General features: G+C 48.4%; 1 pseudogene. It reads left to right on the top strand.

Features of this window, described 5'->3' with window-relative positions:
- Nucleotides 1-419: pseudogene (locus ACO0K4_RS19480) on the top strand (hypothetical protein); the annotation flags it as partial.

The following is a 419-nucleotide window of genomic DNA, read 5'->3' as shown; positions in this document are numbered from 1 at the left end:
CACAACGGCGGCGATGATCCCAGAGTTGGGAAATAAACGCGGTTTAGTGGTGATGACCAATGCCATTAAGGTCGCCAACCGATTATTAGCGCTGGAAAACGAGCCAACTCTTTTGATGACCGGTGGCACTTGGGACCCGCATTCTGAGTCGTTCCAAGGCCAAGTTGCCGAGAATGTTTTGCGTTCTTATGATTTTGATCAGCTCTTTATTGGTGCTGATGGCATTGATGTTGAGCGCGGAACAACCACGTTTAATGAACTTGTTGGCTTAAGCCAAGTAATGGCAGGCGCTGCCCGTGAAGTGATTGTGCTGGTGGAATCAGAAAAAATTGGCCGAAAAATCCCTAATTTAGAACTACCTTGGCAGCAAGTCACCACGCTTATCACCGACAGCAACTTGGCGCTTGATACTCGCCAAG

This window comes from Undibacterium sp. RuTC16W, assembly GCF_049339445.1.
GTDB lineage: Bacteria > Pseudomonadota > Gammaproteobacteria > Burkholderiales > Burkholderiaceae_D > Undibacterium.
This window is presented reverse-complemented; position numbering and strand designations above follow the sequence as displayed.